The organism is Mesorhizobium denitrificans, assembly GCF_003403035.1.
Lineage (GTDB): Bacteria > Pseudomonadota > Alphaproteobacteria > Rhizobiales > Rhizobiaceae > Mesorhizobium_G > Mesorhizobium_G denitrificans.
Map to the genome: position 1 here is coordinate 91,642 of NZ_QURN01000015.1, position 24,551 is coordinate 116,192.

Below are 24,551 nucleotides of genomic sequence, written 5' to 3' on the forward strand. Positions count from 1 at the left end.
TTTCGCAGGAGGAAATCATGGGTCGCAGTATTTTGCTCTGGCTGCTGGGCGTGCCAATCCCAGTTATTATTCTTCTCTGGCTTTTCTGGCACTAAGCTGCCGTTCCCGCGCCGCGCGGAAGCTCTTTGTTAACCTTAATAGAGTGTAATCATGCCGTATTTCAATGATGCGGCATGAGAGCACTAACGTGAAAAACAAAAGCTCCTCGACATCAGTATTCGGCAAACGAAAAGAACCGCATACGGTCATTATCGCGCGCGGCGACAAAGTTAGCCACTTCACAATAAAACCTTGGCTGGCAACGGCCCTGATGGGCACGGTAGCAACGCTTGCCGTCGGCTATCTGGCGGCAACGACATATCTGGTTTTCCGCGACGATATTTTGAGCGCTGCGTCCGCGCATCAAGCTCGAGTACAGCAATCATACGAAGATCGAATCGCAGCGTTGCGCGCACAGGTGGACCGCATCACCAGCCGCCAGATGCTGGATCAGCAGCTCGTAGAATCCAAGGTTACCGAACTGCTGTCGCGTCAAAGCGCGCTCAGCGCGCGGCATGGCAAGGTTACTCCAGCACCGGCAGAACAGCCCGACGCGCAGGGTTCCGACGCGCAGGATATTGAGACGCCGAGCATTGAAACGCCCGGTCAGGACAAGCCGCAGGCGATGATCGACACCGACGACGCCTCGCTGAAACTGGCCTCCGTCATGCCCCTGCTCTCGCAGAGCGATGGTGAGACATCGGATAGCGCTGCCGACCGGGCAGACCGCAATTTCGTTGCAATTAACAAATCGCTGCAAGCCGTTGAAGCAGATCAGATTCATAAGCTCGATGCGATGGCGACAAGCGCCTATCGCGAGGCGTCCGCCCTTGGCGATGCGTTGCGCACTGCAGGCGTGAATGTTGAAGAAGATTACGGCAAGGATGATGTCGGCGGGCCGCTCGTGCCACTCGATCAGGCGGGCATGTTCGACGCCAAGGTGAAGGAACTCGACGAAGTTCTGGAGCATGTAAGCACGTTGAAGCAGGAAGCAGGCGCGATGCCCTTTTCCAATCCAGCACCGGGGCGTTCCGTTTCAAGCAGATTTGGCGTGCGCACCGATCCGTTGCTCGGAACACCGGCGATGCATTCCGGCATGGATTTTCGCGCACCAACCGGCACGCCGATCCTCGCGACCGGTTATGGCACCGTGGTCGAAGCCGGATGGAATGGCGGCTATGGCCAGATGGTCGAGGTGAAGCACGCGAATGGCTTCACGACGCGCTTCGGCCATATGAGCGCGATTCATGTCAGCGTTGGCGACGAGGTGAAGCCGGGCGATGTGCTTGGCGAAGTGGGCAGCACGGGCAGGTCAACCGGCCCGCACATGCACTATGAAGTGCGCCGTAACGGACAAGCGATCGACCCATCCGACTTTCTCGCAGCAGGCAAGCGGATACAGCGCTATCTGGCGCAGTTGTAAAATTTTCTGCCGCTCATCAAATCCGCACCCCTCACCCGCCTGCCCGCAAAGCTACATCACTCCACGCGCCGAAGGTCTGGCGGAGTAGCCTCTTCCTTCAGCATCGAGAGTGCATCGGTCAGCGCCATCGATTCCTGATCGCGGGAGCCGAGACGGCGGATGTTGACCGTGCCCTCCTCCGCTTCGCGGCGACCGCAAACGAGAATGACCGGCACCTTTTGCAGCGAATGCTCGCGGACCTTGTAGTTGATCTTCTCATTACGAAGATCAGCTTCCGCCGCCAGCCCAGCCGCTTTGAGCTTCTTCACGACCGACGCGGCATATTCATCTGCATCCGAAGTGATGGTTGCGACAACGACCTGAACCGGCGCAAACCACAACGGGAAATGTCCCGAATAATTCTCGATCAGAATACCAAGGAATCGCTCCATCGAACCGCAGATCGCGCGGTGGATCATTACCGGCTGCTTCTTCTCAGAATCTGCGCCGATATAGAACGCGCCGAACCGCTCCGGCAGGTTGAAGTCCACCTGCGTGGTGCCGCACTGCCATTCGCGACCGATGGCGTCTTTCAAGGTGTACTCGAACTTCGGCCCGTAGAACGCACCCTCGCCCGGAAGTACGCCGGTCTTGATGCGCCCGCCGGACTGCTCCTCGATCGTCTTGAGCACGTCCATCATGACGGCCTCGGCGCGGTCCCACAATTCATCAGAGCCGACGCGCTTTTCCGGCCGGGTGGAGAGCTTAACCACAACTTCCTTGAAGCCGAAATCCTCGTAGACCGACAGGATCAGATCGTTGATCTTGAGGCATTCCGCCGCCATCTGCTCGTCTGTGCAGAAAATGTGCGCATCATCCTGCGTGAAGCCCCGCACGCGCATAAGCCCATGCAGCGCGCCCGACGGTTCGTAGCGATGCACGATGCCAAATTCCGCAAGGCGGATAGGCAGTTCACGATAAGACTTCAGGCCATGCTTGAAAATCTGGACGTGGCCGGGACAGTTCATCGGCTTCAAGGCAAAGATGCGCTTGTCTTCCGCCTCGTCGCCCGCCGACTGCACCGCGAACATGTTTTCGCGATACCAACCCCAATGGCCTGATGTTTCCCAAAGCGAATGGTCGAGCACCTGCGGCGCGTTGACCTCCTGATAATCGTCGGCAAGCCTGCGACGCATATAAGCAACGAGGTTCTGGAACATCTTCCAGCCCTTCGCATGCCAGAACACGACGCCCGGCCCCTCTTCCTGAAAATGGAACAGGTCCATCTCACGGCCAAGACGGCGGTGGTCGCGCTTTTCGGCCTCTTCGAGCATGTGGAGATAGGCGTCGAGTTCCGCCTGCTCAGCCCATGCCGTACCGTAAATGCGCGTCAGCATCGGATTGTTGGCATCGCCGCGCCAGTAGGCGCCCGCCACTTTCATGAGCTTGAAGGCGCTGCCGATCTGCCCGGTAGACGCCATATGCGGCCCGCGGCAAAGGTCAAACCAGTCGCCCTGCGAATAAATCTTGAGGTCTTGACCTTCGGGGATCGCATCGACCAACTCGACCTTGTAGCTCTCGCCTTTGTCGCGGAACACCTGTTTGGCCTTGTCGCGGCTCCAGACTTGCTTGGTGAACGGCTTGTTGCGTCCAATGATCTCTCGCATCTTCTTTTCGATGAGCGGGAAATCCTCCGGCGTGAATGGCTCGTTGCGCGCGAAGTCATAATAAAAGCCGTTCTCGATCACCGGGCCGATGGTGACCTGCGTGCCGGGCCAAAGCTCCTGCACAGCCTCAGCCAGCACGTGAGCGGCATCATGGCGAATGAGTTCCAGCGCGCGGGGATCGCTGCGCGTGATAATCTCGACCGAACCGGATGCGCCCAGCGGATCGGACAGATCGCGAACGGTTCCATCTATCGCATAGGCGACCGACTTCTTGGCCAGCGATTTCGAGATTGATTCTGCAAGTTCGGCACCTGTCATTGCAGCGTCGTAGTCGCGCACGGAGCCATCGGGAAATTTCAGGGAAACATTAGACAATGCCATTCTCCTATCCAGTCCCGCATACGAACGCGGGTGGTTAAGCGCAAAAGTGCGCGGCGCTGCTTTAGCCGCAAGCAGCGGAGACGTAAAGTCGATCCTGGGTAGCAGCCTAGGCTTTGCGCCCAATGTGCCAGTATCGCCACGGTGTGAACCAGCGATAGCGGGGGCCGAGGGCTTCAGGAACGCGGTCGATGCCGTGCGTTCCCCACGGACCGCAGCGCATGACGCGGAATGCGCCCATCCAGCCGCCCGCCCAGAGCCCATGGCGCGCGATTGCCTCATAGGCGTATTCCGAGCAGGTCGGCAGGTGGCGGCAGGAATTGCCGATGAGGCTCGACAACGTGAGCTGATACAGTCGCACGAAACCAGTGCCGAAAAGGCGGCCCGGCGTCTTGCGCCAAGCGCCGTCGAAGTTGCGGCTCTTATGTTTGGCCGAAGCTATGTGCGTGTGATCGTGCAACGGTCAGGCGGCCTGCCCTGCCCGCTTGCGCTCGATCTGATCGATCGCATCGACCACGGCGTCGAAGGTGAGCATGGTGGAAGCGTGGCGAGCCTTATAATCGCGTACGGGCTCCAGATATTTCAGATCGGCAAAGCGACCCTCGGGCGGCGGGCCGTTTTCCTTGAGCATTTGCAGCATCGTTTGCCGCACAGCGCGCAGTTCTTCGGCAGTTGCTCCAACGACATGGGACGCCATGACGGATGAGGACGCCTGACCAAGCGCGCAGGCTTTTACGATGTGGGCGAAATCGGTGACGACACCGTCCTGCAAATTAAGATCGATGGTGACAGTTGAGCCGCAAAGCTTGGAATGCGCCGTCGCGGTAGCGTCTGGATGATCGAGACGACCAATTCGGCCGATGTTTCCGGCAAAACCAAGAATTTTCGCGTTATAGACGTCGTCAATCATGATTTTTTCCGTTTGTCGCGACTGGACGAAACGATTGTCTCGCTTCGACACCTATCTTTCGTCGCGTTCAGCCTTATATAATGCTTCGTGTTCCTGCTGGACAAGGCTGTCAAAAGTCTGAAAGGCCGGAAGCTGAAACTGTGCTGATTTCGGGCGCTATATCCTAAAAATAGACCCGCAGACAGGCTACCGTTCAACTCGTTCCTTCTGGAAAGGAACTACGGGAGACCTTTTATGGACGCCGCAATTAAGAAAATGCTTCCCGCTGCCTATATGGACAAGCCGGTGACGGATCGTCCCACGCAGGAGGAAGCCGAAGCCGCGGTGCTGACACTTCTACGCTGGGCAGGCGATGATCCGACGCGCGAAGGGCTGATCGATACACCGCGCCGTGTGGTGAAAGCCTATCGCGAAATGTTCGAAGGCTATGACAAATGCCCCGCCGAAGAGCTTGGCCGGACCTTCGAAGAAGTCGCGGGCTATGACGATATGGTCGTCATGCGCGATATAAGCTTTCACTCACACTGTGAGCACCACATGGTACCGATTATCGGCAAGGCGCATGTGGGCTATTTGCCGGATGGCAAGGTCGTCGGGCTTTCCAAACTCATCCGCGTTGTCGAAATTTTCGCGCACCGACTGCAAACGCAGGAAGCAATGACGGCACAGATCGCAAATGTGATCCAGGATGTGCTCAATCCGCGCGGCGTGGCTGTCGTGATCGAGGCAAATCACATGTGCATCGAGATGCGCGGCATTCGCAAGCAGGGATCAGTGACGACCACCGCGACATTTACCGGCGCTTTCCGCGACAATCCGGAAGAGCAGGTTCGGTTTATGACGATGATCAAGAGCGGCACGATAACGGGCTGATTGCATGACATCGCTGACATTCGACATTCCGCCGACTGACAAGGGCGCGCTGGAGGAAGGCAGCAGCTTTACGCCGAAGTTCGACGCCAGCGGGTTGCTGACGGCGGTTGTTACCGATGCGGATAGCGGTGAGCTTTTGATGGTCGCGCATATGAACGCCGAAGCGCTTGCGCTGACGCTGGAGACAGGCATAGCGCACTATTGGTCACGGTCGCGCAAATCGATTTGGAAAAAGGGCGAAACCTCCGGCAATTTGCAAAGCGTGGCCGAATTGCGCACCGACTGCGACCAGGACGCGCTTTGGCTCAAGGTTCGAGTGGCAGGCGATGGTGCAACCTGCCACACCGCAAGGCGTTCATGTTTCTATAGAAGCGTACGCCTTTCGGACGGCAAGGTTGTTCTCAAGGTCGAGCGGTAACGCTGAATCTCCGATGGTCAGACTATTTCATTCGACTGGCTAATCGCGTTTATGTTTCTAATACTCAACTACCCTATATCGGGGCTTGGGACAGGGAGATTGAATGATGCTCGAATGGGCATCGTTCCGGCGGGCCGACGTTAAGGAGGCCGATGGCGTCGTTTCTGCGGGCGGCGTGGCCGGAGCCAAGAAGAAGCCAGGTGTTGCGCTTGCGCTGGGCGGCGGTGCTGCTCGCGGGTGGGCGCATATCGGCGTATTGCGCGCGCTGGACGAGGCCGGCATCGAGGTTTCGATGATTGCCGGAACGTCTATCGGTGCGCTGGTTGGCGGCTGCTATCTCGCAGGGAAACTCAATGAACTTGAAGATTTCGCGCGCAGCCTGACGCGGCGGCGCATATTCGGCCTGCTGGACATTAAATTCGCGGCGAACGGGCTTTTCGGCGGCATGAAGCTGGACACCCGTATGCAGGAGCACATGAACGGCATCCGCATCGAGGATTTGCCGAAGCCGTTTGTGGCCGTAGCGACCGAAGTGCGCACAGGTCACGAAATCTGGCTGAGCGAAGGTGTTTTGATCCGGGCGGTGCGGGCGTCCTACGCGCTGCCGGGCGTATTCGAGCCAGTAAATTGTGACGGACGCATTCTGGTCGATGGGGCTTTGGTGAACCCGGTGCCGGTTTCGGTATGTCGGGCGTATGAGCAGCCGCTCGTGATCGCAGTGAACCTGCACTACGACAATTTCGGACGTTCAGCGGTGCTGAAGCACAGCGCGGGCGAATTGGTGATTGAGAAAAACACCAACCCACGCCATCCGCAGGATACGCCGCCAGCGCAGGCCAGACTTGGCGTGACCGGCGTTATGGTGGAAGCGTTCAACATCATTCAGGATCGCATTTCCCGCGCGCGGCTTGCGGGTGATCCGCCAGATATGTCGCTGCAACCCAAGCTCGGCCATATCGGGCTCTCGGAGTTCCACCGTGCCGACGAGGCAATCAAGCTCGGCTATGAGAGCACGCTGGCGCGAATCGAAGAAGTAAAGCGGCTTCAGGCAGTATTGGTCTAAGCTTTCAGGCTTGTGCATTACGGCACGTTGTTTATATAAGTAATCGTGCGGATAAAGATGTGGCGGCATCGACTGCAAATTGTCGATGAGGGATGCTGTTGTTCGACCGCCAGCCAAACACCGCTAACAAGTCTGCTCAAATTGATGCGTTGTTTGAAGCGCACCAGTCTGCATTCGCCAAAGGCGATTACGAGCAAGCGCTTAAAATCGCAAAGCAGGCGCGAACTATTGTCAACGCTCCAGCGATTGCCCGATCAGAGGCACTTTGTCTTACCCGAGTGGGCCGTGCGCAAGAAGCCTATGATCTGGCGCGCTCGGTGACAGCATCGCATGACGATGAAGACTATTTCGACCTGCTGGCGGATATTTGCGGCGCGCTTGGCAAGGCCGAAGAATCGGCCGACTATGGCAACGCGGCTCTCGCGGTGCGCGACAGGAAATTCGGGAATGGGCCGTATTATGCGCTTCCCGAGGCGCTGCCCGACGGCGGCAAAAAGATCATCGCCTTTTCGCTGTTTGGCGCCAATCCACGCTATTGCGAGGTGGCGATCCTAAACTGCGAGTCCGCGAGCCAGTTGCTGCCGCAGTGGCAGTGCCGATTCTATTGCGACGAAACGGTGCCGGGCCATGTGCAACGCAGGATAGCGGAGACGGGCGGCGAGGTGGTTCTGGTCGACGATGAAACCCGAAAGACCATACCGGCGCTGATGTGGCGTTTTCTTGCAGCCGATGATTCGAGCGTCTCCCACTTTCTTATGCGTGATGCAGACTCGCTGATTGGAGAGCGGGAAGCTGCGGCGGTGAATGCGTGGATCGACTCCGGCAAATGGTTCCATGTCATGCGTGACTATCACACGCACACCGAAGTGATGCTCGCAGGCATGTGGGGCGGCTGCCACGGCGCCATTCCGAGTATGCGCGAAGAAATATTGAAGTACGTTACGCCAGAATTATTCGGGAAAAGGTACGTCGATCAACATTTTCTAAGGAAGCATGTCTGGCCGACCGCGCGCCAGAGCGTCCTTTCTCATGACAGCAAATTCAAATTCTTCAACAACGAGCCATTTCCGCATGTTCCCGGCGCTTCACTTGATGCCCGGCATCACGTTGGCGCCAATCTCAGCACCTATATTATTGGCGGACCACTGGATATGCCGGACGATACGCCGGTGACGCTAAGTATTACAGATCAGAATGGCGAATCCGTGTGCGAATATGTGATTCCAGTTCGCAACAAGCGGTGGGACTCCCCCTTCCCGAACGTCCATGCGCGAAAGATCGAAAGCGGCGAGTGGATCGCCAAATTGAGCGGGTTCTAAAACCGCTGAACGTCAGCGGCGGCGTCGATCATGCGAAGCTGGATCGTGCGGTTGCCATTCCAATGGTTGGCGGAAAGTGTTCCGGCAACGTGAACGCTCTTGCCCTGATTGGCGAAGAGGAACGCACCAAGGTCTGATTGTGCCGCGCGGAACGCCATGCTCTGCACGCGCTTGCCGGTGAGCGATGCAAGCTCGGCGCGAACGTGGCCGTTGCCAACCTCGCGGGCAGACACAAGCCGATGGCGAGGCAAGACGAAAATGGGTGCGGCATGGCCGCTGCCATATGGTCCAGCCCGCTCCAACGTATCGTACAATTCCTGCGTGACGCCATCGGCGGAAAGCGCGCCGTCGATTTGCAAGCTTTCCTCATGGCGTATCCGGGCGACGCGCTCCGCCGCCTGCAATTCGAAGAAGGCGCGCAGATCCCCAAGACGCGTACGCTCAACGGTGATGCCTGCGGCCATTGCATGGCCGCCGCCCTTGACCAGAAGGCCCTCAGCGACAGCGGCGCGAACCAACCCGCCAAGATCGAAACCGGAAATAGACCGGCCCGAACCAACGCCTATACCATTCGGATTGAAGTGAACGGCAAAAGCGGGGCGACGCGTATGCTCCTTCAAGCGCGCGGCTATGAGGCCGACAATGCCGGGATGCCATGAATCGCTCGCGGTTACGACGATGGCGGGACCATCGCCGCCCGCCATTTCCGCATCGGCTTCGGCGCGCGCGGCATCGACCATCGCCTGCTCCATCGCCTGCCGTTCCTGGTTGAGACGGTCGAGCGTTTCAGCGATTTCGCGCGCCTCGATTGGATCGTCGGTGGCGAGCAGGCGGCTGCCAAGCGCGGCATCCCCAATGCGCCCGCCCGCGTTGATGCGCGGACCAAGCAGAAAACCGAGATGAAATGCGTTGACCGGCTCGGAGATTCGCGAAGCGCGGATTAGCGCAGCAAGACCGGCATTGCGCATCTGGCGGATAGCGATGAGGCCCTTCACCACGAAGGCGCGATTGACGCCGACAAGCGGCACGACATCGCAGACAGTCGCGAGCGCGACGAGATCGAGAAATGTGAGCAAATCGGGTGGCGCAGGCGTGGCGTCGCGTCTACGCAGGACGCGGGAAACCTGAACGAGAGCAAGAAACACGACGCCAGCGGCACACAGATGCCCCTGGCCTGACAGATCGTCGTCGCGGTTCGGATTTACGACAGGCGTATCTTCAGGGAGCGCGCCGCCGACCTGATGGTGATCGAGGACCAGCACATCCGCTCCAGCCTCGCGCGCGGCAGCGATTGAGGTCGCGCTGTTGGTTCCGCAATCAACCGTGATGATGAGCGACGCGCGGCTTGCAAGCTCGCGCATAGCGTCAGGGTTCGGGCCATAGCCTTCGAATATGCGGTCCGGAATGTAGATTTCCGATTGAATGCCGAAATGGGCGAGAAACCGCTTGAGCAAGGCGGATGAGCAAGCGCCGTCCACGTCATAGTCGCCAAAGATCGCGACGCGTTCGCCACGCTGGACAGCATCGGCGATACGCTCGCCCGCCCGCTCCATGTCGGCGAGCTTTTCGGGGTCGGGTAGAAGGTCGCGGATCGTGGGATCGAGAAAGGCAAGAGCCTCGCCCTTGCGCACGCCCCTGCCCGCAAGCACGCGCGCCACAATTTCCGGCACGCCATCGGCTTGCGCCATTGCGAGCGCTGCCATTTCCTGCGCTTCCGTCAGGCGGTGCTCCCAGACCAAGCCGGTCGCAGAGCGCCTGACATCAAGGAAATAGCGGCGTTCAGACGTCAAAACTTCTCCAGATCCTGATGGCGCGCCTTGATCTCACGAACCGTGCGCGACGACGAGCGCAGAACTATGGTGTGAGTCGTGATCGCATTGCGACCGAATTTCACGCCGGAAAGCATGTTGCCATCCGTAACGCCGGTGGCGGCAAACACCACATCGCCCCGCGCCATGTCGCCAACCTGATAGATGCGATTTGGATCGGCAATGCCCATCTTGGCCGCGCGAGCGACTTTTTCGGACGTATCAAGGATCAAGCGGCCCTGCATCTGGCCACCGGTGCAGCGCAGCGCCGCTGCGGCAAGCACGCCCTCAGGCGCACCGCCGGAACCGATATAAATGTCGATGCCGGTTTCTTCCGGGTTGGTGGTGTGAATGACGCCCGCGACATCGCCATCACCGATGAGACGGATTGCAACGCCCGTTTCGCGCACAGCCTGGATGAGCTTGGCGTGACGTGGACGGTCGAGAATGCAGGCCGTGATTTCCGAAACCGGCACGTGCTTGGCGTCAGCGAGGTTATGGATGTTCTGGCGTGGCGAAGCGTCGATGTCGATAATGCCTTCCGGATAGCCCGGCCCAATCGCGATCTTGTCCATGTAGACGTCCGGCGCGTAGAGCAGGCTTCCCTTTTCCGCGACCGCGATGACGGCAAGTGCGTTCGGCAGGTTCTTCGCGCAGATGGTCGTACCTTCCAGCGGGTCGAGAGCAATATCGACCTCCGGCCCTTTGCCGGTGCCGACTTCCTCGCCGATGTAAAGCATCGGAGCCTCGTCGCGCTCGCCTTCACCGATAACGACGGTGCCCTTGATCGGCAGGCGATTGAGTTCGGCGCGCATCGCATCGACGGCAACCTGATCGGCCGCCTTTTCATCCCCACGGCCACGCAACCGCGCCGCAGCCACAGCCGCACGCTCAGTTACACGCACGATTTCCATCGTCAGTACGCGGTCCAGGCCCGCCATCACGCTTTTCGCCATTTACGTTTCCCCGGTATGATTTAGGTCGCCGCCCTTGTGTCAAAGCCAAGCAACAAGAGCAAGACAGCCAAGCGTATTGAATCGATTGAGGAAACTACTCCGCTCGTTCAATGCGGATAACCTGCGCCTTATCGACCAACAGGCCGTCGTTGGTGACGGCATCCACGGCCTTGCGGACCAAGGATTCGGTTGTCTCATGAGTAACGAGGATAACCGTCTTCTGTTTGGCGTTCGGCTCGCCATGCGCCTGCTGAACGATGGATTCCAGCGAAATTTCGTTTTCTGCCATGCGCTTGGCCAGGGTTGCGAAGACGCCGAGGCGGTCATGCACGGTGAGGCGGATGAAATAGCCGCCCGCGTGCGAGCGAATTTCAGCTTTCTTGTAAGGTGTGAGCTTTTTCGCGGGGCGCCCGAAAACGGGGCCGTGCTGAAAGCCGGGCTGGCTCTTGGCGATGTCGGCAATGTCGCCAACGACAGCCGACGCAGTGGCGTTACCGCCCGCGCCCGGTCCCGACAGGAGCAATTCGCCAAGAATGTCGGTTTCGATTGCGACCGCATTCGTGACGCCATGCACCTGCGCGATGACGGATGCCGTCGGCACCATCGTGGGATGAACGCGCTGCTCAATGCCGCTATCGGTCTGCTGCGCAACGCCCAGAAGCTTGATGCGATAGCCGAGATCAGCGGCGGCGCGAATATCCGCCTGCGTGATGTTCGAAATGCCTTCCATATAGACTTCGTCGGCAGCAATGCGCGAGCCAAACGCAAGGCTGGTGAGAATTGCCAGCTTGTGCGCGGTGTCGTTACCCTCGATGTCGAATGTAGGGTCTGCCTCGGCGTAGCCAAGACGCTGCGCATCCTTCAGGCATTCCTCGAAGGAAATGCCCTCGGCTTCCATGCGCGTGAGAATATAGTTGCAGGTGCCGTTGAGGATGCCGAACACGCGGCTGACCGTGTTACCCGCCATCGACTCGCGCATAGTCTTGATGACAGGTATGCCGCCGGCGACCGCCGCTTCATAGTTCAGCAGCACGCCCTTTTCTTCAGCGATTTCGGCAAGCGCAACACCATGCTTCGCGAGCAGCGCCTTGTTCGCGGTTACGACATGCTTGCCGCTTTCAAGAGCCGCAGTGACGGCCGCGCGGGCAGCACCTTCATCCCCGCCGATAAGTTCGACAAAAACGTCGATGTCGGCGGATTTGGCGAGTTCAATCGGATCTTCGAACCATTTGGCCGAACCAAGATCAACGCCACGATCACGCGAACGATCACGCGCAGAAACGGCAGTGACCATAATGGGCTGACCGCACTGGCGAGTGAGTTCCGCCGCCTTGGTTGCAAGCACGCGCACGACAGATGCGCCCACCGTGCCGAGCCCGGCTATTCCCACATGCAATGCGTTGGCAACACGAGCCACGGCGTGTCCTCTTCGTATCTATGAAACTTGGATGCGTCAGCGCCGCGCGGAGAGCGACACAACGTTGTTTGGTTGCTTGGCAGACGCTTGAAGAAATTTCTTGATCGAGCGCGCCGCCTGGCGAATGCGATGTTCATTTTCCACGAAAGCAAGGCGCACATAATCATCGCCATGCTCCCCAAAGCCGACACCCGGCGCCACCGCAACATCCGCATGCTCGATCAGCAGCTTGGAAAACTCCAGCGAACCGAGATGGCGGAACTGCTCCGGGATGGGCGCCCACGCAAACATTGACGCGGGCGGCGCCGGAATATCCCAGCCAGAACGGCCAAAGGACTCGACCATCGCATCGCGGCGCTTGTGATAGACCTCGCGGATTTCGGCAATGTCGCCGCCGTCGCCATTCAGCGCGGAAGTTGCAGCTACCTGAATCGGCGTAAACGCACCATAATCCAGATAGGATTTGACGCGCGTGAGCGCAGCGATGAGGCGTTCATTGCCCACGGCAAAGCCCATGCGCCAACCCGGCATGGAAAACGTTTTCGACATGGAGGTGAACTCCACCGTGACATCCATCGCGCCCGGCACCTGCAGCACCGATGGCGGCGGATTGCCGTCGAAATAGATTTCCGAATAGGCAAGGTCCGACAGGATGATGATGTCATTCTTGCGCGCGAAGGCGACGACATCCTTGTAAAAATCCAGCGAAGCTACCATCGCGGTCGGGTTCGACGGATAGTTCAAAATGAGCGCGAGCGGCTTTGGAATGGAGTGGCGCACGCCACGCTCCAGCGCCGGAATGAACTGGTCATTCGGCTCGACCTGCAGCGAGCGAATGACGCCGCCGGACATGATGAAGCCGAAGGCGTGAATCGGATAGGTCGGGTTCGGACACAGCACCACATCGCCCGGCGCGGTGATGGCCTGCGCCATATTCGCAAAGCCTTCCTTGGAGCCGAGCGTTGCGACAACCTGCGTGTCAGGATCAAGCTTCACGCCGAACCGGCGCGCATAATAACCCGCCTGCGCGCGGCGCAGACCGGGAATGCCCCGCGATGCGGAATAGCGATGGGTGCGCGGATCGCGCACGACTTCGACGAGCTTTTCGACAATTGCAGCAGGAGTCGGCAAATCGGGGTTGCCCATGCCAAGATCGATGATATCGGCACCGCGAGAACGGGCGCTGGCCTTGAGCCTGTTCACCTGCTCGAAAACGTAGGGTGGCAGCCGCCTGACCTTATGAAATTCTTCCATTTCCATGTCGCGTACTCACGTCGCTTGCCCGCGCGCCCGGCAGGCCGTCCGCTGCCTATATACCCCATCAACAGGTCGGTCGAGGGGCACAAATTTCTTTTAGTGTTTCGTCGCTGTGCGTGGCACCCAACTGGCGCAATTGCGCTTCGCTGGCGGTCGTTCCGGCACCCTTGCCCGCTGCTGCCTGCGCTGCGGATGCACCCTTGAGCGAGGCGACGGCAGCGTCACGCTCCTCCTGCGAAATCTGGGATGTCGCGATGGCTGGCTTGACGTTGAGATTCGGATAGGTGCCGGTGTTCGACGCGCCGCTTGAAGGATCGTCGGGCGTCGTCGTGCAGGCCGCCGTCGCAAGCATGGCGACGATCACGGCAGCGCGTGCGCCATTCGACGCGATGGACTTCCAAGGGCCGGTCATTTTTGCGCAGGCTCCTGATTGATGTTGGACCCTTAGAGTCTTCCCATGATAACATGTCAAGAAAGCGCAGGGAGGAATAGCGCAAAACATGAACAAATCCAGCGATCCTGTGTCCACTAACGCTGCCGTTGCGACTGACGTTGAGCAATATCTTGTCCGGGATCCGGAGACGTTCGCGCTCAATATGGCGCGCACGCTGGAGAATCTGGGCAAGGCGGCGGCTGCCTGGGCTGCGCCGCGCGAAAACGGCGATGTGCATGACAGCGTCGCAGAACCCGTTGCGGATATGGTCAAGACATTCTCCAAGCTAACCGAATATTGGCTTGCGGACCCTTCCCGCGCCCTTGAGGCGCAGACCCGACTTTTCGCAGGACTTATCACCGTCTGGCAGACGGCGGCGCACCGCGTAAGCGGCGTAGAAGGCGTTGAGGACGTGGTGAAGCCGGAACGCGGCGACAAGCGATTCCTGGATGAAGAATGGGGAAAAAACGCTTTCTTCGATTTCCTCAAGCAAGCCTATCTGGTGATGGCGCGCTGGTCGAACGACCTGGTGGAACACGCTGACGGGCTGGACGAACACACGCGGCACAAGGCCAGCTTTTACGTCAAGCAAATCGCCTATGCTCTCTCGCCGTCCAACTTCGTTCTGACCAACCCGGAATTATTCCGTGAGACAGTGGCGGCGAACGGCTCGAATCTGGTTCGCGGCATGAAGATGCTTGCCGAAGATATCGCGGCCGGAAAGGGTGATCTCAAGCTGCGGCAGGCGGACAATTCGAAATTCGAGATCGGCAAGAACATTGCGCTTACTCCAGGCAAGGTGATTGCCCGAAGCGATCTGGTCGAAGTGATCCAGTATGAGCCAACGACAGACAAGGTGCTCAAGCGACCGCTGCTGATCTGCCCGCCGTGGATCAACAAGTTCTATATTCTCGACCTAAATCCGGAGAAATCCTTCATTCGCTGGGCGGTGGAACAGGGACACACGGTTTTCGTGATTTCCTGGGTAAACCCCGACGAACGGCATGGCCGCAAGAACTGGGAATCCTACATCCGCGAAGGGCTTCAATTCGCGCTGGATACGATTGAGCAGGAAACCGGCGAGACGGAGGTCAATGCCATAGGCTATTGCGTGGGCGGAACGCTGCTCGCTGCCGGGCTGGCTTTGATGGCGCAGGAAGGCGACAACCGCATCCAGTCAGTGACCTTTTTTACCACGCAGGTGGACTTCACCTATGCGGGCGACCTGAAAGTGTTTGTGGATGAGGAGCAGGTGCAGGCGCTGGAAAAGGCAATGACTGACCGCGGCTATCTTGAGGGAACCAAGATGGCGATGGCGTTCAACATGCTGCGGTCCGGCGACCTGATCTGGCCCTATGTCATCAACAACTACATGCGCGGCAAAGACCCGATGCCGTTCGACCTGCTTTACTGGAATTCAGATTCCACACGAATGGCAGCAGCTAATCACTCGTTTTATTTGAGAAATTGTTATCTCGAAAACAACATGTCAGCAGGACGCATGACCATAGCCGGGCGCAATATTCAGCTCAGCGACATCAAAATCCCGGTCTACAACCTTGCTACGAAGGAAGACCATATCGCGCCAGCAAGGTCAGTGTTTCTCGGCTGCCGCTATTTCGGCGGCGACGTGGATTACGTCATGTCCGGGTCTGGCCATATTGCGGGCGTAGTCAATCCTCCTTCCCTCAAGAAGTATCAATACTGGACCGACGGAAAGCCCGAAGGCACGTTTGAAAGCTGGGTGGCGAATGCGACAGAAACACCGGGATCATGGTGGCCGCATTGGCACAAATGGATCGAGAGCAAGGATTCGCAACTCGTGCCCGCGCGCAGGACGGCCTCTAAGCTCAAAAGCCTTGCGGAAGCACCCGGTACATATGTTCGGGTAAGGGTTTAGTCTGAAAATCGGGATGTTTTCGGTGCGAGATTGCTCGCCAAGGTTGACTGATGCGTCAAACAAGGCGAAATGTTCGCGTGCAAATCAAGTTCTCGCCGCATTCGTTGCCTAATCGCCGAAGCATTGCGGGACGCGCCGGTCCATTTTGAGCCGGTAAATACATATGGTTTAGCGAGACATGTGCGAGGGCGCATATAGTCTCTTGGGGATAGGACCTCTGGTCCTCCGATCTGGAAGAAGGGGATACGGTTGAAAGGAGCAACGCGCCAACGCGCCAGACCTTTGTGCCGCTTGATGGCCGCGCTGATGGCGTCGGCCTTCATTTCATCCTGCGCTTCCACGCTGGATTCCACGCTTGAATCGAATGGCGCCGCCTTCAACGCTACAGCACCGAAAGATGGGGCGGTCGAGGAAGTTTCAGCAGATGGGACCGCGGCAAGCAATTCGCTCGCGATGGCCGAAACGAAAGAGGTGGGCGACCCGCAACTGCCCGAGCAAGTGGCATCACTGCCTATGACAACGCCGAATGCGGCGGGTGTCGAGGCTGCACCCGCCGAGACGAAAGCGGGAGAAACAGCAGTCGAGGCGGCAAAGCCCGAATCTGCAAAGGCAGAGGTAGCGGCCATCGATGCGGAATCGAACCCTGCCGAGGCTGCGGTGGAGCCCGCCAAGCCGAAGGGCCTTTTGGCATCGTTCTTCGGAGCCAAGCCTGCAAAAGCGGCAGAAGCCAAACAAACGCCCGCAGTGAAAGCCACGGCAGAGCTGGCGGAGCAGACCCCTGCCCCAACGCAGTTTCTCGAAAATCCGGCACCGAAGCAGATTTTGGAAAACCCCGCGCCCACCGCAACGAAAAAAGATCGCTCAATTCAGTTGGCCTCGCTGGACCTTTCCAGCCAAAAGCCGATGCGAGCATCGGCAGTCTCATTTTCTGACGATGGTGAGGGAACCGGCCTGCCGGGCGTTCGCCAAAGCGCGCTGTTTGAAATCAAGCGTCGATCGGGAATCGACGACGATAGCGATGTGGACGTGCACGAAGACGTTGACGGCGGATTTGAGGTGGCAAGTGCTGCCGGAATGGCTCGACTGGCGCCGAATGGCCTGTTGAAGCAACGCGAGAATGTTGATGTCGCCTGCTTGAAGCCCTCGCTTGTGCGCGTGCTGAAAACCATCGAGCGGCGATTCGGCAAGCGCGCGGTTATTACCTCCGGCTATCGCAGCCCCACCTACAACCGCAGCGTCCGTGGCGCGCGCAATTCGCAGCATATGTATTGCGCCGCAGCGGACGTGATCTTGCCGGGCGTAAGCAAATTCGAGCTGGCGAGTTATGCGCGCTCGATGCAAGGGCGCGGCGGCGTTGGCACCTATTGCCACACGAATGCGGTGCATATCGACGTGGGTCCAGAGCGCGACTGGAACTGGCGTTGCCGTGGCCGTCGGTGACGAAAACAGACCGCACAATTTTTTATCGATTGATGCTGTTTGAAGGGTTGCCGAGACGGTATGACCTGACTATAAGGCGCTTCACCTGAGCGCGCCCATCGTCTAGCGGTTAGGACACCGCCCTTTCACGGCGGTAACAGGGGTTCGATTCCCCTTGGGCGTACCAACCTCGAACAAAAGAGAGAACTGCCGGCGGATTGTTGCCAACTCCGTTCGATGCGGCCCGCGCCAGAACGGCTTTCGAGCCTCTGATACGAATTTCCTTTCCCCTTACAGTGACCTGCTGAACGACAAGGCGAGCATAAGCTTGCTTCAACTCGGGCGAGCCGTTGTGCAGTTTATCCCGTAGCAGATTCGACAACCTGTCGATCTTCTCCGGGGTTATCGATGTCTCGCCGCTGCTGGCGCGCTTGCTCAGATCGGCGATCTCGGCCGTCAGTTCGTCACGCTGGAGTTTCAGACCAACCAAGCGCTCCCGCAGGTTCGGGTCGTCCGGGTCCATCACGCCCTTCTCCACCAGAGCGAGCAGGCGCGTGATCGCAGCCTCGGCTTTCTTATGGGAATGGCGTAGTTGCGTCAGCCTGTCCTTGATCTGCCCAACTTGGTCGCTGCTCGACTTTGTAAAGGTTTCTAGCAACCCGCCCAGCCGGTCGGGCGCCAAGACGCGCTCCGCAATCTCATCGACCACGATCTCGTCGAGCCGGTCCATGCGGATACGCATGCCTGAGCAGGCAGTCGCTCCCTCGCGCATTTTGCGTGAGCAGCAATAATACCGATAGGCTCCTCCCTTGCCTGTATTGAGGACGAGGCCTGCTCCGCAGTAGCCGCAGCGTGCAACGCCGGCGAGCAGTGTCGGGCCGTTGACGATCCTGGGCGCTACGCGCTTCGGGCTGCGGCTTTGAAGCAAGGCCTGAACGGTGTTGAAGGTCTGCTCGTCGATAATGGCCGGCACCTCAAACTCAATCCATTCGGATGGCGGACGCGGCCTGCCGTTGCGGGTGTCGGTGCGGTTGAAGTGATGTTTGCCGTAGTAGGTTGTCGAAGTAAGCAGGTCATAGACGCCGCCAGTCGAGAAGCGACGTCCGCGCCGGGTAATGCCCCGTTCGTTAAAGTACGTCGCAATCGCCTTGACGCCCAGCGGCCGGTTGTCCTCGCCAATGGCGAGCCTGAACAGAAGCCTGATCGTGTCGGCTTCCTCTTCGTTGATGACCAGGACCTTCTTTTCGCGGGGCCCACGCCGTTCCTTGATCTCCGTGGCGTAGCCGAACGGCGGGCGCGAACCGTTCCAGAAGCCTTGCCGCGCGTTTTCCAGCATTGACCGGTGGACGTGTTTCGCTGTCTCTCTGGATTGGTGTTCGTCGAAGACATTGAGGACTTTGCGAATGAACTCGCCGCTCGCATCCTGGCCGAGGTCCTGGGTGATCGAGACGAGTTCGACGCCTGCCTTGCGCAACTGTCGGACATAGAACTCCGAATGCAGGGCGTCGCGAGAAAAGCGGCTGAGCGAATGCACGACCAGCTGATCGAACGGATGGTCAGGTTGCCTGGCCCTATCGATCATCTGTTGGAACACCGGCCGGTCTTCGTCCAATGCCGAAGCGCCCGGCTCGGTAAACACCTCAATCACCTCCCAACCGCGCTGCTCACAATAGCGGCGGCACTGAACCAACTGGTCGGGCAATGACAAATCGGCATCCGCCTGTCGGGCGGTGGAAACGCGCACGTAGATGGCGGCGTTGACAGTCACGGTAAATCATCCTGCTTCGTTGTCGCCATGGATGATGGCGCTGATTTCGGCGGAGAGGAAGGCGCGAAGCAGAGCGATCTCCTCGTGGGTAACGGGCAGGTTCTCGGACATGTCGGTAAGAACATCATAGCCGTCTGGCGTGTGGCGGCAATGATATGGGGCGGCATGAAGGCGCGGCTCAGCGCCGGAGATTTCCTCCTGCGCCTGCGGCCTTCCGGCATCCTGTCCAAGACCATGCTCCATCTCCGATTGTCTACGGCCTGAAGGCCCTGACAACCAGAGGGACACCAACCCACTGGTATGCCTGCGCATCCACGATGGACTTGAGCGGGCGTCGTGTCGTCGCCTTCACGACGGCAATATGTCCGTAAAGGCAGAAGGTTAAAGGGCGCGGGCCGACCTGTGACTGTGCGAAGACTGCGCCCGACTGCACACGGAAGCGCGATCTATCGCCGGCCATATCAACCGCCCAGCGGATATGCCGGAGACCAGATCATTAAAATTTGCAATTAATTGCACAGCTGATGTCAACTGTTTGTCAGCCATGACTACCGCCTTTGCGCACGATCCTTATGCGGTGGCGAACGGTCGGCCTCTCCATGTTGTCGGAGCCGGTCGACCGATTGCGAAGCCGTTCGAGGGCTTCTTTCCGGGCCTGCAAGAATGAGCTTTGGACACGCTGATGCGCACGCGTGGCACTTGCGAGGACGTAGTGCTTGGCGGTCGTTTGGAAATTGCTGTGGCCAAGAAGGTCGGACGTGATGCCAACCTGTTCCGGTGCCTCGTCGACAACGCCTGTGGCGGCAATCCCCCGGAACAGGTGCGGCCAGATGCTCCGACCGAATGCGTTCCCAGTATGGAATTTGATCTGCGCGCGGATTGCCGGCTCGGACATCGGCGTGCCCCAGCGGTCGATCCAGAGCCGGCGTGTGGAGTGTTCCTCACCCAGCGCCAGCAAAATGGCCCGATGCTCCCGCAGATACCATTCGACATAAGGCGTCAGGATCGGTGGCAGATCACCATCGAATTCCTTCCGGGTCTTCGTTTCGTCCTCCCCAAAATGCAGACGATACCGATCTCCGTCGTGCAGCAGGTGCACGCCGACCTCGATCTGAATCAGGTTAGCCATTCTGATGGGACAGCAGATCAGCATCGCGATCATCAACCCGTCACGAGCGCGGGCGGCGACACGCATGGGATGCCCGGACTGGTCCCGTTTAGCATCCTCCATCATCGACAGCCCCAACTCGAAGATCTGCTTCGGCTCAACCATGTGGGCCAGCCGGTTGCGGCTGGGCCTCGCGATCCGTTTCAGGTTGGCGCAGGCCGGACGGAGCCACGACCAATCTGTCTCAGGTGCAATTGCGTCGAGCATGCGTTTCAGCGCGCCCACCATCATCGCGACGCTATAGGAGGAGAGACGACCCTGAAGTTCGGAGATGAACGCGTTCAGGCGCTCTGGCGTGACGCGATGCTGCGGCGGCATTTCCGCGTTGAGCAGCCCCTCCCGATCAAGCCATGCCAGCCACTGACCATATGCCTGTTCGGCGATGCGGCGGCGAGACGAACTCCAGTTTGCCGCGAGACCGGAATGCCGCAGAAACGCCCCGGCTTTCTCTGCTGCTTCCCAACGCTCACGATCAAGAGCCGGCCAGTTTTCGACTTTCATGCAAAGGGGCTTCGTCACAGCATATCTCCCTTGCGAAGACGATGCGCGCCTGTCTTGCGCCGCGAGCGCTGGCCTACCCTTTCCGCGGCGCGCGAACGATCCAGACCGAGGCGCTCCTGATACAGGCGGCTCGCCTCGCGCTGCTTCTTGCGTGCGTAATAGGTACGGGTCGTGTTGGGATCGCGATGACCCAGATGGCTGCTGATCACACTCAGTTTGTCGGGGTGCTCGCGCAGATAGAGCTCGGCGCTGATGTGGCGAAACTGGTGCGGTGTCACCGGCTCTCCCAATTCCTTTTCGGACTTGCGCTTGATGTCTTCAGAGAGACTGCGTTCGCCCATGCGGCTGCCATCGGGAAGCGGAAACAGCCAGGAGGTGGCTTCGCTGCACAGGACGGGACGCCAGTGCTGCAAATATTCCTCCAACAGCTCGGCAGTTTCGGGCGGAAGGGAATAGCGCAATGGTTCCTCGTTCTTAACGTCATCCTTCTCGAACTCGATGATCCAATGGGCATCACGGCCACTACCGATCTTGCGAATGTTCCGTTCCAGTTCGAGGCTGATCAGGTTTGCGCGCCGCATACTGCAGGTCAGGAGCAGTTCGATGGCGAGCGCGGCTCGGGCGAAGCAAGCACCCCAGCCGGGGTGACGGTGCTTGCGAGCCTTCACCATCAACGTATGCGGCAAGAGATATACGAGGTCGCGAAACCGGCTATCGTCGAGACGGTCGAGAAGCGCCTTGTTCTTCGCGGTCAGGCCCTTTTCGCGAGGTGCCGCCTCTTCCAGGAGTTCAACCAGCTTGTCGAGTTCCGCGAACTCGGCCTCGGGCAGGTCGGCCCAGGCCGCAATCTTTCGCACCCGCGCCGCCATCAAAATCATGCCGGTGGTGATCCGCTGGTTGAAGCGCTTGTGAAGGTAGAACAGCGCCTTCTCGACTTTTTCGGCGGTGACCACTTCACGGAGGGAAGTCATCGACGCCACATCCTCGCCGGTTTCGACCAGCGACGAGATCAGCATCACGATCCCGTGGCGATACTGCGCGACGGTGGCAGGCTTGAGGCGCTGGCGGGATCGGCTGGCGAAGATGGAGGGCTCGGAAAGATAGGCCAGAAACGCCTTGATGTCGGCCTGCATGCTCTCAGGCAATGTGGCCGGATCGATCCAATATGATGTCCTTTTCGGCGCGCGAGGCGTCAAAGACTGAAGACTGGTCTGCGGAATCTGGGAAACCATGCGGTTCCATGCGCGGATCGTTTCGCGCACGACCTCATCACACGCCACGATCATTGCTTCGTCGCGAAGATGCACGGCAAAGCGCTCGACATGATCGTCGCCGATCTCACCAGGCTTCCAGCCGGCAGCAAATGCAAAACGCAGGAAACGCGAGAGATCGCGCTGTTCCCTTTCCGCAAGCTGTTCATTCAGCTTCAGCCACTCTCCCTTCAGACGAACAGTCCGGGTCGAGATCAGGTGAGGGCTGGCGAGCTTGAAGGCGGCGCGCAAACGCGATTTGAGATTGGCAAAGCCGCCAACCGACATGCCTGCCATCGCCGGGGAATACCGCTCAAGAGCAGTAAGGAGTTTGGCAGGGTTGGCCGCGAGGTCGAGCGCGCCGTGCCCGACGAGATCATCGGCCCGCTTGATCGCCGACCTGATCTCTGCCCTCCGAGTATTCGGAAGCTCGCAATTGCCAATGAAGGCATGGAGATCACCCAGGGTCGAGATTTCTTTGGTGGGCTTCAGACGCTTGTTACGTACAATCGTGATCATTGTTATCCATCCGTATTCATACGTTATTTTTTGTTAATACCCCTGTCAATATTACCCTGCTTGAAGTAATATTGGGTATTAACAATGATCATTGGTGATAATTACTGAGACATGAACTTGATGAGTTCAGCCTTGTCGATCCGGATCTGGTGGCCGGCGCGATAGGCGGGCAGCAGGCGCTGCTTCACCCAACGGCGCACCGTGATCGGCGCGACACCGGCAAAGGCGGCAGCCTGCGTGATCGAAAGAAGTTCAGTGGGATTGCCAGGAGCAGGAAAAGGTTCGGCGGTGTCTACGTCGAGCAGGTTCTTCGGTCTGGCTATTCGGATCGGCATGGTCGTTCTCCGTGTGTTGTCGGCCGCATCGAACGGCAGCCGCAGGGAGATCGGCGATGGATCGCTCAAGGATCACCTGTGTCGGCGCATTCAGCGGCACGCGTGATCAGGGATAGTCGGCATCAATTCCGAAAAGGGAACAAGAATTTTTGCAGCCGGTTCAACCCGGCATCCACGACCGGGTTCTCAACCCGTCGATGAACAGCCCTGTCGGGCTCGATACGAATGTCGCCTGGTCAGGCACACCCAAGCGGGATCACTCATGTCCGGTACCCCTCGCACGTACTCTTTTCATACCCGATGATCAAACATCTCTTTTCCATATCCCTATATTTCGAGGAGGATAGGAAGATTGGGAACCACTGGCGTCGAGGTGCGAGCGAAGCGAGCGACTGCGATGCCCTCATTCCTTCCATGTGATCAAATGTTCTTGTCCTGTCAGAGAAGATGGAAGGAAAGAGGCGTTCCCCTTAATAAACATATTCACTTTGTGAATATGAAGGGGTGTTTGATCATGCTGTGAGCTCTAGAACGGCAAACCCTTCCAATTGGCCTGTTGGGTCATCTCATAATACTCAACGGCGACTGCTGCGAACCGTCTCATGACGCCTATCACGGGACGCTTGTAGAACCGGAATTTGACCTTCTTTCCGGCGTCCTCCATCACCATGATCTCGGCCTTCACGCCTGACATGAATTCGGGCCAACCTTCTTTCGAGATAACCAGCTTGAAAATTTCAAGCTGGCGTCCATCCGGCCAGACTTCTGCCAGACCCACCAGCTTACCGAAGTTCTCGTCGCTGGGCCTGAAGCCGAACTTGGAATTCCAAATCTTCGCCATGATATTTGCCAGATGCCGAGGTGTCTTCGGGCCCGGGTCTCCGATGCGGAGTAGAGCCACCATAACCTTCGCTGGCCCGTGTGTCCGCTCTCGTACGATGTTGCTACTCTTGCGTAGCAGCCGCTGAAGGGTCGGCACGCTGAAGCCCAACTCGGCAGCCATGTCGGCCTGTGGCATAGCGCACCAGTCGAAACCTTCGAAATGGAAGGGGGCTGTTGCAATCTTGTCTGCGATCAATTGCATCAAAGCATCTGCATTCGATTTGGTGATCGGCGTCTGATCCTCGGACGCCAGCTTCGTTATTGTCTTCTTTTTCTGAACGATAAGCATGCCCCTATTGACCAGCCAGTTCCGTATTCTCATCTCCACCCTACAGGCGGATACCCATGAAGAATACGCCGATGAACAAAATGATCGACATGACAAGGCTGGCGCCCATCATCCAGAGCACGACCCGAAGGTCGCTTCGAATTTTGCGGAAGCTCGCATTGATCTCGTCGTCGGCATGAGGCGCCGGTTTCGCCATGCTGGTATCGCGCATTGGTTTCGTCTCCTCGCTCATGGCCCCTTTCAGCAGTCGTTTCTCGATCATGCACCCGGCTCCACCTTGTCAATGAGCGCCATCAGCGCGATCTCCGTCTTCGCCAGACCGTTGCCGCTCACCACGGCACCATACTTCTTCAGAGTTGCCCTCAGCCGCTTGTAGTCCTCCGCTGCGAGATAAAGCTGGACGACCTTCGCGTCCTCGACCGGCGTTTCGCCACGCAGCAAAATCTCCAGGTCGTGAGAGGTGTTCTGCTCTGCCAGTTGCAGCAGGTGTTGATTTCCACCCAGAAGTGAGCCGGGTAGGCGTCTAATTTCCACTGAGAATTGAGCCATGTGAACCTTTCCCCAAAGCGGTGAGCGGCGG

At 58.6% G+C, this 24,551-nt stretch carries 23 protein-coding genes, 1 tRNA gene and 1 pseudogene; 8 read left to right on the plus strand and 17 right to left on the minus strand.

Translation table 11 applies throughout. The features are described 5' to 3' along the window. The first annotated feature begins 166 nt into the window (after positions 1-166). Positions 167-1,462 (plus strand): peptidoglycan DD-metalloendopeptidase family protein, encoded by a 1,296-nt coding sequence (locus DY251_RS17675; protein ID WP_425373317.1) that lies wholly within the window; start codon positions 167-169, stop codon positions 1,460-1,462. A gap of 56 nt (positions 1,463-1,518) precedes the next feature. Here DY251_RS17675 and thrS read toward each other — a convergent pair whose 3' ends face one another. The 3 genes from thrS to DY251_RS17690 all read right to left on the minus strand — a co-directional run bounded on the left by thrS (position 1,519) and on the right by DY251_RS17690 (position 4,396). Further along, entirely contained in the window at positions 1,519-3,483 is a 1,965-nt protein-coding gene (gene thrS, locus DY251_RS17680; protein ID WP_170971401.1) for a threonine--tRNA ligase, read from the minus strand. A gap of 112 nt (positions 3,484-3,595) precedes the next feature. Further along, positions 3,596-3,946, minus strand: a complete 351-nt coding sequence (gene yidD, locus DY251_RS17685; RefSeq protein ID WP_116625223.1) for a membrane protein insertion efficiency factor YidD — start codon at positions 3,944-3,946, stop codon at positions 3,596-3,598. 3 nt (positions 3,947-3,949) lie between these two features. Further along, positions 3,950-4,396, minus strand: coding sequence for an iron-sulfur cluster assembly scaffold protein (locus DY251_RS17690; RefSeq protein ID WP_116625224.1), 447 nt, complete (start codon positions 4,394-4,396; stop codon positions 3,950-3,952). 234 nt (positions 4,397-4,630) lie between these two features. Between DY251_RS17690 and folE the strand changes: the two genes are divergently transcribed. From folE to DY251_RS17710, 4 genes are all read left to right on the plus strand, one after another. Beyond that, on the plus strand, positions 4,631-5,269 hold the full coding sequence (gene folE, locus DY251_RS17695; protein ID WP_116625225.1) for a GTP cyclohydrolase I FolE: 639 nt from the start codon (positions 4,631-4,633) through the stop codon (positions 5,267-5,269). A gap of 4 nt (positions 5,270-5,273) precedes the next feature. Further along, on the plus strand, positions 5,274-5,687 hold the full coding sequence (gene hisI / locus DY251_RS17700) for a phosphoribosyl-AMP cyclohydrolase (RefSeq protein WP_116625226.1): 414 nt from the start codon (positions 5,274-5,276) through the stop codon (positions 5,685-5,687). A 106-nt stretch (positions 5,688-5,793) separates the two neighbouring features. Then, positions 5,794-6,750, plus strand: coding sequence for a patatin family protein (locus DY251_RS17705; RefSeq protein ID WP_116625266.1), 957 nt, complete (start codon positions 5,794-5,796; stop codon positions 6,748-6,750). Between the two features lie 92 nt (positions 6,751-6,842). Beyond that, positions 6,843-8,069 carry a tetratricopeptide repeat protein gene (locus tag DY251_RS17710; RefSeq protein WP_116625227.1) on the plus strand — a complete coding sequence of 409 codons (1,227 nt, stop codon included), beginning with the start codon at positions 6,843-6,845 and terminating at the stop codon, positions 8,067-8,069. Here DY251_RS17710 and recJ read toward each other — a convergent pair. The 5 genes from recJ to DY251_RS17735 form a co-directional block, all read right to left on the minus strand. Further along, entirely contained in the window at positions 8,066-9,859 is a 1,794-nt protein-coding gene (gene recJ / locus DY251_RS17715; RefSeq protein WP_116625228.1) for a single-stranded-DNA-specific exonuclease RecJ, read from the minus strand. The genes DY251_RS17710 and recJ overlap by 4 nt on opposite strands. Next, entirely contained in the window at positions 9,856-10,833 is a 978-nt protein-coding gene (gene glpX, locus DY251_RS17720) for a class II fructose-bisphosphatase (protein ID WP_116625229.1), read from the minus strand. The genes recJ and glpX overlap by 4 nt, the downstream gene beginning before the upstream one ends. Positions 10,834-10,927: 94 nt before the next feature. Next, positions 10,928-12,250: a homoserine dehydrogenase gene (locus tag DY251_RS17725; RefSeq protein WP_116625230.1), complete on the minus strand. Its 1,323-nt coding sequence runs from the start codon at positions 12,248-12,250 to the stop codon at positions 10,928-10,930. 36 nt (positions 12,251-12,286) lie between these two features. Beyond that, on the minus strand, positions 12,287-13,504 hold the full coding sequence (locus DY251_RS17730; protein ID WP_116625267.1) for an LL-diaminopimelate aminotransferase: 1,218 nt from the start codon (positions 13,502-13,504) through the stop codon (positions 12,287-12,289). 67 nt (positions 13,505-13,571) lie between these two features. After that, positions 13,572-13,919 (minus strand): hypothetical protein, encoded by a 348-nt coding sequence (locus tag DY251_RS17735; RefSeq protein WP_116625231.1) that lies wholly within the window; start codon positions 13,917-13,919, stop codon positions 13,572-13,574. An 88-nt stretch (positions 13,920-14,007) separates the two neighbouring features. On the opposite strand from DY251_RS17735, the gene DY251_RS17740 reads away from it, so the two are divergent. The 3 genes from DY251_RS17740 to DY251_RS17750 all read left to right on the plus strand — a co-directional run bounded on the left by DY251_RS17740 (position 14,008) and on the right by DY251_RS17750 (position 17,446). Continuing rightward, the gene (locus tag DY251_RS17740; protein WP_116625232.1) at positions 14,008-15,840 is read left to right on the plus strand and encodes a PHA/PHB synthase family protein; all 1,833 of its coding nucleotides are present in this window, start codon (positions 14,008-14,010) and stop codon (positions 15,838-15,840) included. 249 nt (positions 15,841-16,089) lie between these two features. Further along, positions 16,090-17,280: a D-Ala-D-Ala carboxypeptidase family metallohydrolase gene (locus DY251_RS17745; protein ID WP_245416023.1), complete on the plus strand. Its 1,191-nt coding sequence runs from the start codon at positions 16,090-16,092 to the stop codon at positions 17,278-17,280. A 91-nt stretch (positions 17,281-17,371) separates the two neighbouring features. Then, positions 17,372-17,446, plus strand: a tRNA-Glu gene (locus DY251_RS17750). Between the two features lie 519 nt (positions 17,447-17,965). On the opposite strand, the pseudogene DY251_RS21985 reads toward DY251_RS17750, so the two are convergent. The 9 genes and pseudogenes from DY251_RS21985 to DY251_RS17800 form a co-directional block, all read right to left on the minus strand. Next, positions 17,966-19,027: pseudogene (locus DY251_RS21985) on the minus strand (recombinase family protein); the annotation flags it as partial. Between the two features lie 6 nt (positions 19,028-19,033). Beyond that, positions 19,034-19,270, minus strand: a complete 237-nt coding sequence (locus DY251_RS17770) for a hypothetical protein (protein ID WP_116625235.1) — start codon at positions 19,268-19,270, stop codon at positions 19,034-19,036. Positions 19,271-19,280: 10 nt separating this feature from the next. Then, positions 19,281-19,487, minus strand: a complete 207-nt coding sequence (locus tag DY251_RS21330) for a hypothetical protein (RefSeq protein ID WP_137113827.1) — start codon at positions 19,485-19,487, stop codon at positions 19,281-19,283. Between the two features lie 78 nt (positions 19,488-19,565). Continuing rightward, positions 19,566-20,714 (minus strand): site-specific integrase, encoded by a 1,149-nt coding sequence (locus DY251_RS17775; RefSeq protein ID WP_137113828.1) that lies wholly within the window; start codon positions 20,712-20,714, stop codon positions 19,566-19,568. Continuing rightward, positions 20,711-22,465: a tyrosine-type recombinase/integrase gene (locus DY251_RS17780; protein ID WP_116625237.1), complete on the minus strand. Its 1,755-nt coding sequence runs from the start codon at positions 22,463-22,465 to the stop codon at positions 20,711-20,713. Before DY251_RS17780 ends, DY251_RS17775 begins: the two co-directional genes overlap by 4 nt. A gap of 101 nt (positions 22,466-22,566) precedes the next feature. After that, positions 22,567-22,800 (minus strand): helix-turn-helix domain-containing protein, encoded by a 234-nt coding sequence (locus DY251_RS17785; protein WP_137113829.1) that lies wholly within the window; start codon positions 22,798-22,800, stop codon positions 22,567-22,569. Positions 22,801-23,326: 526 nt separating this feature from the next. After that, positions 23,327-24,004 (minus strand): hypothetical protein, encoded by a 678-nt coding sequence (locus DY251_RS17790; RefSeq protein ID WP_147307455.1) that lies wholly within the window; start codon positions 24,002-24,004, stop codon positions 23,327-23,329. Positions 24,005-24,011: 7 nt separating this feature from the next. After that, the gene (locus DY251_RS17795; RefSeq protein ID WP_116625240.1) at positions 24,012-24,233 is read right to left on the minus strand and encodes a hypothetical protein; all 222 of its coding nucleotides are present in this window, start codon (positions 24,231-24,233) and stop codon (positions 24,012-24,014) included. After that, positions 24,230-24,551, minus strand: a 322-nt coding sequence (locus DY251_RS17800) for a hypothetical protein (RefSeq protein WP_210210082.1), incomplete at its 5' end; no start/stop codon positions are given. The genes DY251_RS17795 and DY251_RS17800, both read right to left, overlap by 4 nt.